Origin of the sequence: Rheinheimera sp., assembly GCF_036568245.1 — a bacterium.
GTDB lineage: Bacteria > Pseudomonadota > Gammaproteobacteria > Enterobacterales > Alteromonadaceae > Alishewanella.
The window spans coordinates 1-7,253 of the sequence record NZ_DATCSY010000226.1 but is presented as its reverse complement, the minus strand read 5'-3'; the positions used below and the strand labels follow the sequence as shown (position 1 = coordinate 7,253).

General features: G+C 47.6%; 4 protein-coding genes and 1 pseudogene. 4 read left to right on the top strand and 1 reads right to left on the bottom strand.

What is annotated here, in order from left to right; genetic code table 11:
* The 4 genes and pseudogenes from VIN66_RS10520 to ydiJ all read left to right on the top strand — a co-directional run.
* A pseudogene (locus VIN66_RS10520) lies at positions 1-989 on the top strand (sodium:proton antiporter); the annotation flags it as partial.
* A 165-nt stretch (positions 990-1,154) separates the two neighbouring features.
* Positions 1,155-1,736, top strand: a complete 582-nt coding sequence (gene ribA, locus VIN66_RS10515) for a GTP cyclohydrolase II (RefSeq protein ID WP_414709890.1) — start codon at positions 1,155-1,157, stop codon at positions 1,734-1,736.
* Between the two features lie 85 nt (positions 1,737-1,821).
* Positions 1,822-2,289: a DUF1456 family protein gene (locus tag VIN66_RS10510; RefSeq protein WP_331923947.1), complete on the top strand. Its 468-nt coding sequence runs from the start codon at positions 1,822-1,824 to the stop codon at positions 2,287-2,289.
* 44 nt (positions 2,290-2,333) lie between these two features.
* Positions 2,334-5,393, top strand: a complete 3,060-nt coding sequence (gene ydiJ / locus VIN66_RS10505) for a D-2-hydroxyglutarate dehydrogenase YdiJ (RefSeq protein WP_331923946.1) — start codon at positions 2,334-2,336, stop codon at positions 5,391-5,393.
* Positions 5,394-5,460: 67 nt separating this feature from the next.
* Here the strand turns inward: ydiJ and VIN66_RS10500 are convergent.
* Positions 5,461-7,253 (bottom strand): TonB-dependent receptor plug domain-containing protein (locus tag VIN66_RS10500; RefSeq protein ID WP_331923945.1); only part of this gene is annotated, 1,793 nt, incomplete at its 5' end.

Sequence of the window (7,253 nt, the reverse complement as noted above, 5' to 3'; positions counted from 1 at the left end):
CCCGGCTGGATTCTGCTGCTGTGCTGGATCTGGGTTTTGGCGGAATTGGATTATTATTGGTGGTGATGTTTGTTGCCAGACCGCTCAGTGTTTGGGTATCGGCCTTAGGCTCTTCATTGAAAAGTGCCGATAAATGGTTTTTAAGTTGGGTCGCCCCGCGCGGGATAGTCGCTGCGGCGGTGTCGTCATTATTTGCCATTAAGCTTGAAAACCTTGGTTACGCCGGCGCCGAACATATTGTGCCTCTGGTGTTTCTGGTCATCATCGGAACCGTTGTAATACAAAGCCTTACTGCTGCCAGCTGGGCAAAGTGGCTAGGGGTATCGGCAGGCTCAAATCAGGGGCTGCTGATTTTTGGCGCGTCGCGTTTTTCCCGCGACCTGGCAAAAGTGCTGCAGGGTAAGCAGTTCCGTGTTGTGCTGGCAGACACCAACTGGGACAACATACGGCTGGCCAGAATGGACAACATTCCGGTTTACTTCGGTAACCCCGCTTCAGAGCATGCTGAAACGTATCTGGATCTGACTGGTATCGGCCGGGTGTTCATTATTTCGCCATACCGTCAGCTCAATCCATTGGTGAACTTTCACTTTCAGGACGTCTATGGTGTGAACAAGGTTTTTGGTTTAAATAACTCAGAGCCGGGCAGTGCACGTCACCAGATGTCGGAAACCTATGTGAAACAGCTTAGCTTATTTGGTGAGCAGGTTTCCTACGCTAAGTTATCCAGTCTGGTTGCCAGAGGTGCTGTGATCAAAACCACAAACATTACCGAAAACTTCACGTTCGAGCATTTTCAGCAGCGCTATGGCGATGGTGCTTTGCCGCTGTTGTATATTAAAGACAAAAAGCTGCATGTTATTACCGGTAATACCGGCGCCGCCATCCCGGGAGATGTAGAGCTTGTCAGTTTGATTTCTGCACACGCGCTGCAGGAAGCAAAAATAACCAGCCAGCCAACAGATCCACAGAAGAGTGCCCAGCTGTAAGCAACACAACAATAGTGAGTGCGCCGCAAGTGTGATATTATCACAATCAGCAGCCGCTATCTGGCCAAAGGCTATAATAACGGTATCTGTCTGGCTTGAATTACTGTAGCAGTGGCCCAATAAAGCCTGCGCTGTTGTGTTGCAGCCACTAGCTGAGATGTCATGATGAAATTAAAACTTGTAACGTCAACATTACTACCAACACCTTTTGCAGAGTTCCGCTTGCACGGCTTTGAAGCGCCAAATGGCAAAGAGCACGTAGCGCTGACGCTTGGCGACGTTAGTGGTGATGAACCTGTGCTGGCGCGGGTGCATTCTGAATGCTTAACCGGAGATGCACTGTTTAGCCTGCGCTGCGATTGTGGCCCGCAACTGGAAGCGGCAATGCGCAAAATTGCTGATCTGGGGCGTGGTTGTATCCTGTATTTACGCCAGGAAGGTCGTGGTATAGGTTTGATTAACAAAATCCGCGCCTATGCTGAACAGGATAAAGGCCTTGATACGGTTGAAGCGAATGAGATTTTGGGTTTTTTACCGGATATGCGTGAATATGATATTGCAGCCCAGATGTTTGAGCAGCTTGGTATCAAACAAATCCGGCTGTTAACCAACAACCCGCGGAAATTAAAGGCGCTGACTGACGCCGGTGTAAATGTTCTGGAGAGGGTGCAGCACCGGGTGAAAACGACAGCACATAGCCATCGTTACCTGGCAACAAAAGCCAGCAAGCTCGGACATTTGCCCTGATTGCATAAAGCCTGACTGATGATTTTGTGCCGGCTATGTTATCATAGCGGCCACTTCCTACTTATATCCATTACAGGGCATTACTTTGACTCCTAATGATGTACTGCGTAGCCTGCGCTACAGCCTTAATGTTCATGACTATGGCATGATCGATATTTTTGCTCTGGGTGGGGCAACCGTGACGAAAGAGCAGGTTGTGTCGTGGTTAAAAAAAGATGAAGACGAGGGGTTCAGCGCCATAAACGATGAGCTGATGGCCAGGTTTTTGAATGGTCTTATCATCCAGCGGCGTGGTGCCAGAGACGGCGAAATACCGGTGCCAGAAAGCAGACTTAATCACAACATAATGTTGCGTAAGCTTAAAATAGCGTTTGATTTAAAAGATGACGATATAATCAGCCTGCTGAGTACGGCTGACTTTAGGCTGGGGAAATCTGAACTAAGTGCGTTTTTCCGTCGGCCTGATCACAGGCATTATCGTGAGTGTCAGGATCAGGTGTTGAGGTATTTTTTACGTGGTATTCAGCTGAAATTCCGTCCGGTAGCCAGCTGACCCTGTTACTAAGTTAATGTTATACTGCAGGCACTTATTGCCGAGTGTCTGCTGTTATGATCCCAAAGCTTAATCCTGAGCTGGCATTAGAAGCCAGTATTGTTGCATTTAACAAAGCGCTGGTTGCGGCCGGTTTCAGTGGCGATATCGAGACCAGCTACGGTAGTCGTTTAGCTATCGCGACAGATAACAGTGTCTACCAGACCTTGCCCCAAGCTGTTGTATTGCCAAAAACGACAGATGATTTGGTGATCCTGACCTCGCTGGCACAGACATCCAGTTTTTCTCATATCAAATTTAGCCCTCGCGGTGGTGGTACCGGTACTAATGGTCAATCTCTGACAGAACATGTCGTTGTTGATTTATCGCGGCATATGCGCAATATCCTTGAGCTGAATGTCGAGCAACGCTGGGTCAGGGTACAGGCTGGCGTCATTAAGGATCAGCTGAACGCTTTTTTAAAACCTTATGGCTTTTTCTTTTCACCGGATCTGTCGACCTCTAACCGGGCGACCATTGGTGGCATGATTAACACAGATGCTTCAGGTCAGGGGTCACTGGTCTATGGTAAAACCAGCGATCACGTGTTGGCGTTAAAAACGGTTTTGATAGACGGCAATGTGTTGAAAACACATAAAATGGCTACTTTTGAGGCGGAGCACCGGGCAGAGCAGCCAAACAGTATTGGTCGCATATACCGTCAGGTGTTGGACAGCTGCCGTAATTTCCGGCCACAGATCCTGGATAAATTTCCCCGCTTAAACCGCTTTTTGACCGGCTATGATCTTGAGCATGTATTTAATGATGATCTGACCGAGTTTGATTTATCCCGCATTATTACCGGCTCAGAGGGATCACTTGGTTTTGTTGTTGAAGCAAAACTCAATATCACACCTATCGCCAAATACAAATGTCTGGTCAATGTTAAGTATGACAGTTTTGAAAGTGCGCTTCGCAATGCGCCTTTCTTGGTTGCTGCAGATGCAACCTCTGTTGAGACTGTTGACAGCAAAGTGCTGAACCTAGCCCGTCGCGATATTATCTGGCACCAGGTAAAAGATCTGATAACCGATGTGCCCGGTATCGATATGCAGGGGCTCAACATGGTTGAGTATAATGCTGAAGAGCAAGCCAGTATTGAGCAGAAAATAGCGGCGCTTACTGCAAGGCTTGATGCCGCAATTGCGGATAAGGCAGATGGTATTATCGGCTATCAGCTTACTTACGATAACGTCGCTATCAGTAACATTTATGCGATGCGTAAGAAGGCTGTAGGTTTACTGGGCAATACGCAAGGCAGGCAGAAACCTTTGGCCTTCGCAGAAGATACTGCGGTACCGCCGGAAAATCTGGCTGACTTTATTCTGGAGTTTCGCGCTCTGCTGGACAGTCACGGTTTGCAGTATGGTATGTTTGGTCATGTTGATGCTGGTGTTTTGCATGTACGGCCTGCGCTGGATTTATGCGACCCTGAACAGGAAAAACTACTAAGAACCATTTCAGATCAGGTTGTAGCACTTACGGCCAAATACGGTGGCCTGATGTGGGGCGAACATGGCAAAGGTTATCGCAGTGAGTATGGCCCGGCATTTTTTGGCGAAGAGCTGTTTACTGAGCTGCGTAAAATCAAAGCGGCATTCGACCCGCGTAACAGGGTTAACCCTGGCAAGATTTGTACGCCTTATAACAGTGCCGATAAACTGGTGTCGGTGGACGATCAAAAACGTGCCTGGTTTGACCGACAGATACCAGTGGCAGTAAAAGACAGCTTTGACAGCAGCTTAAACTGCAATGGTAACGGCTTGTGCTTTAACTACGAAGAAAGCTCGCCGATGTGCCCGTCCAGCAAGGTGACAAAAGACAGGCGGCACAGCCCTAAAGGGCGGGCTGGCTTGATGCGCGAGTGGTTACGACTGGCACAAAACAGCGGTTTTGATGTTCTCAAACACGAGCAGCAGCTACAAAGTGCGCGGTCAGGCTTAAGTACATTGTGGCCGCGTCTTAAGAACACTCTTGCCAAACGACAGGGCGAGGAAGACTTCTCGCACGAGGTGATGGCCGCGATGGAAGGCTGCCTGGCTTGTAAAGCCTGCGCAGGGCAATGCCCTGTTAAAGTTGACGTACCAGCGTTCAGATCTCGTTTCTTACAGCTGTACCATAGCCGTTATCTGCGTCCGGCTAAAGATTATATTGTTGGCAATATTGAGCGTACTGCGCCGCTGTTGGCAAAAGCGCCGCGGCTGGTTAATTTTATTCTCAAACGTGATCTTACCGCGAAAATACTGAAGAAAACGGTTGGTTATGTTGATACACCGCTGCTGTCTGTACCGTCACTGACTAAGCAGATTGGGGATAAATATCGGTTTGATTTAGCGCAGCTGCAGCAACTCAGTGAGTCGCAGCGGTTAAAAACGGTATTACTGGTGCAAGACCCTTTCACCAGTTTTTACGAAGCGGAACTGGTGCATGATGCACTAAGCCTGCTGGAAAAGTTTGGTTACTCGCCGGTGCTATTACCCTTTAAACCGAATGGTAAGCCGCAGCATGTCAAAGGGTTCTTGCGCCAGTTTGCCCACACTGCAGCCACGGCAGCACAGTTTTTAAATCAGCTTCAGCAGCTGAATATCCCTATGCTCGGACTGGACGCCTCGTTGGTGCTGGTATACCGGGATGAATACAATAAAGCGCTTGCAGATGAACGCGGCAGTTTCCATGTTCAGCTGTTACATGAGTGGCTGGTGCAGCAAACATTACCGCCGGTAAAGGCTGCCGGGGACTATGCCTTACTGGCACACTGTACAGAGAAAACCGCGTTGCCGGCAACAGAGAAAGCATGGCAACAAATATTCAGTAACGTCGGTATGAGTTTGACACCAGTGAGCGTCGGCTGTTGTGGTATGGCGGGCACATATGGTCATGAAGCCCAGAATCTGGAAAACTCTAAGGCTCTGTTTGATATGAGCTGGCGTACGCCTGTTGAAAAATACGGCACAGAAAAAGTTCTGGTTACCGGCTTTTCCTGCCGTAGCCAAGTAAAAAGGTTGATGGGTGACAAACCACGTCACCCGTTGCAGGCGTTACTGGCAGCCGTTACAAACGGCTGATTTCATGAGATAAAAAATCCGCCTAAGCGGCGGATTTTTTTATTAGTGTAGTATGGATAAATAACTATCAGAACTTGTAAGTTCCTTTTAAGTACCAGTAGCCACCATTGATACCCATTGGTGATGTTTCATAAAACTTGGCACCTAATTCTGTTTTCCACACATCTGGCAGTTCTTCAGGATCGTTATCCAGCAGATTCTGCGCACCAGCTGAAACAATGAAATTATCATTGATATAATAACTGACTTCCGCATCTAGAGTGACTTTCCAGTCAGCTTTGGTGGTGCGGGCTGAATCGTCAGCGGCAACGCCTTGATAAGAGCCATAGTAATTGCTGCGTAAAAACATTGACCAGCTATCCCAGCTTTGAGTCCACGTAAAGGTGGCTCTGTGATTAGGCAAGTCATTTTCAAGCCGGGATACACGAAACGCTCCGGTTATGTCACTAAATTTGGTAACCTCAGTATCATTCCAGTTGTAAGCTAATGCAAAACTGCTACGGCCATCAAATGCATCCATAGAATAGTTAGCTACAACATCTATACCTTGAGTACGTGTATCAAAATCATTAGTTAGATAAGTGATGCTCGTTAACGAATCAATACCCGTAACACCGGCCGCTTTGAGTAATGCAATATCGGCGGGTGTAACATCAATTGCATCTGATTGACTAATACGGTCGTCAACTTCAATACGGTAGTAGTCAGCAGTTACAAAGAAATCGTAACCGGTGTAAACCACACCCAATGCATAGCTGGTAGATTCTTCAGGTTCAAGCTCCGTTGCGCCTTTTAATACTGCTACAGGGTTAGTTGGCGGTAATACGCCGATATCAACTAAGACGCCCTGATTTGCTTCAGTACGAACGTTACTAACGTTAGCCTGTCCAACTGTAGGTGCGCGAAACCCCGTACTTGTCGATGCGCGTAGCGCCCAGTCGTCATTTAAACGATACTGTCCAGTCAATTTATAGTTAGTTGTCGTACCAAAAGAATCATAGTCTTCAAAACGTACTGCCAGTCCACCAAGAAAGTGTTCTGTGAATTCAGCTTCTAGGTCTACATAAGCTGCGTAATTGCGTCGGGTTGACGTGCCGGCTGACTGAGGAAGAAAGCCATTGAAACCGTTAGAGCCGTTACTTAAGCCCTGGTCAATATAAGGGCCCACCTCCCACGAAGTTTGCTCTCCGGCAACAATCTCAAAGCTCTCTTCAGTCCATTGTGTTCCAAATGCAACGGTTAAATCCTCATATAACCCCACGGGTAAGTGTTTTACAAAGTCAGCACTGAAGGTCTTTTCCAGTTGAATATATTTACCAGCATCAAAATCAGTTGGCGTTTCAGGGCCAAGTGACGCGTTTACTGAGTTAAATAACTGGAAGTTCGATTCACTGCGGCCAACAACGCCGCTGAAGTCATATAAGACACCTTCCATAAAGCCCGTTTTAAATTCGCCTTTGGTGCCAATAGCCAGTGATGTATCGGTGATGTTACCACCAAAATTAGGCGTAAAACCGCCTGGGAACATCTGAAAAAATGTGAAGCAGTTATCGGGCAGCGCATTAACAGCATCTGTTATTTGTTGATGGTTAAAGCCTGTAATTGGCACGTTACTGCAGCCACCAGCCCCAGTAGTGTCAACAACTGCCAGCGTTTCTCCACTATCATTTGAAAAAACCTGACCACGAGTGTGGGGGTTACGGTAATAGAAACCACCACGAACATCACGTTCAGAGTAGTTACCGAACATATAGGCTTCACCGCCGTTGCCAAGGTCTAAGCCTGCATTGGCAAAAATAGTGAAATCATCTTTGATTTTAGGTGAGCCCCAAACTTGTGCAGGGTTTGCGACAAAGGTGT

Excerpts from the sequence above, each read along its gene's own strand:
- ribA (WP_414709890.1), top strand. The coding sequence starts at position 1,155 with ATGAAATTAAAACTTGTAACGTCAACATTACTACCAACACCTTTTGCA.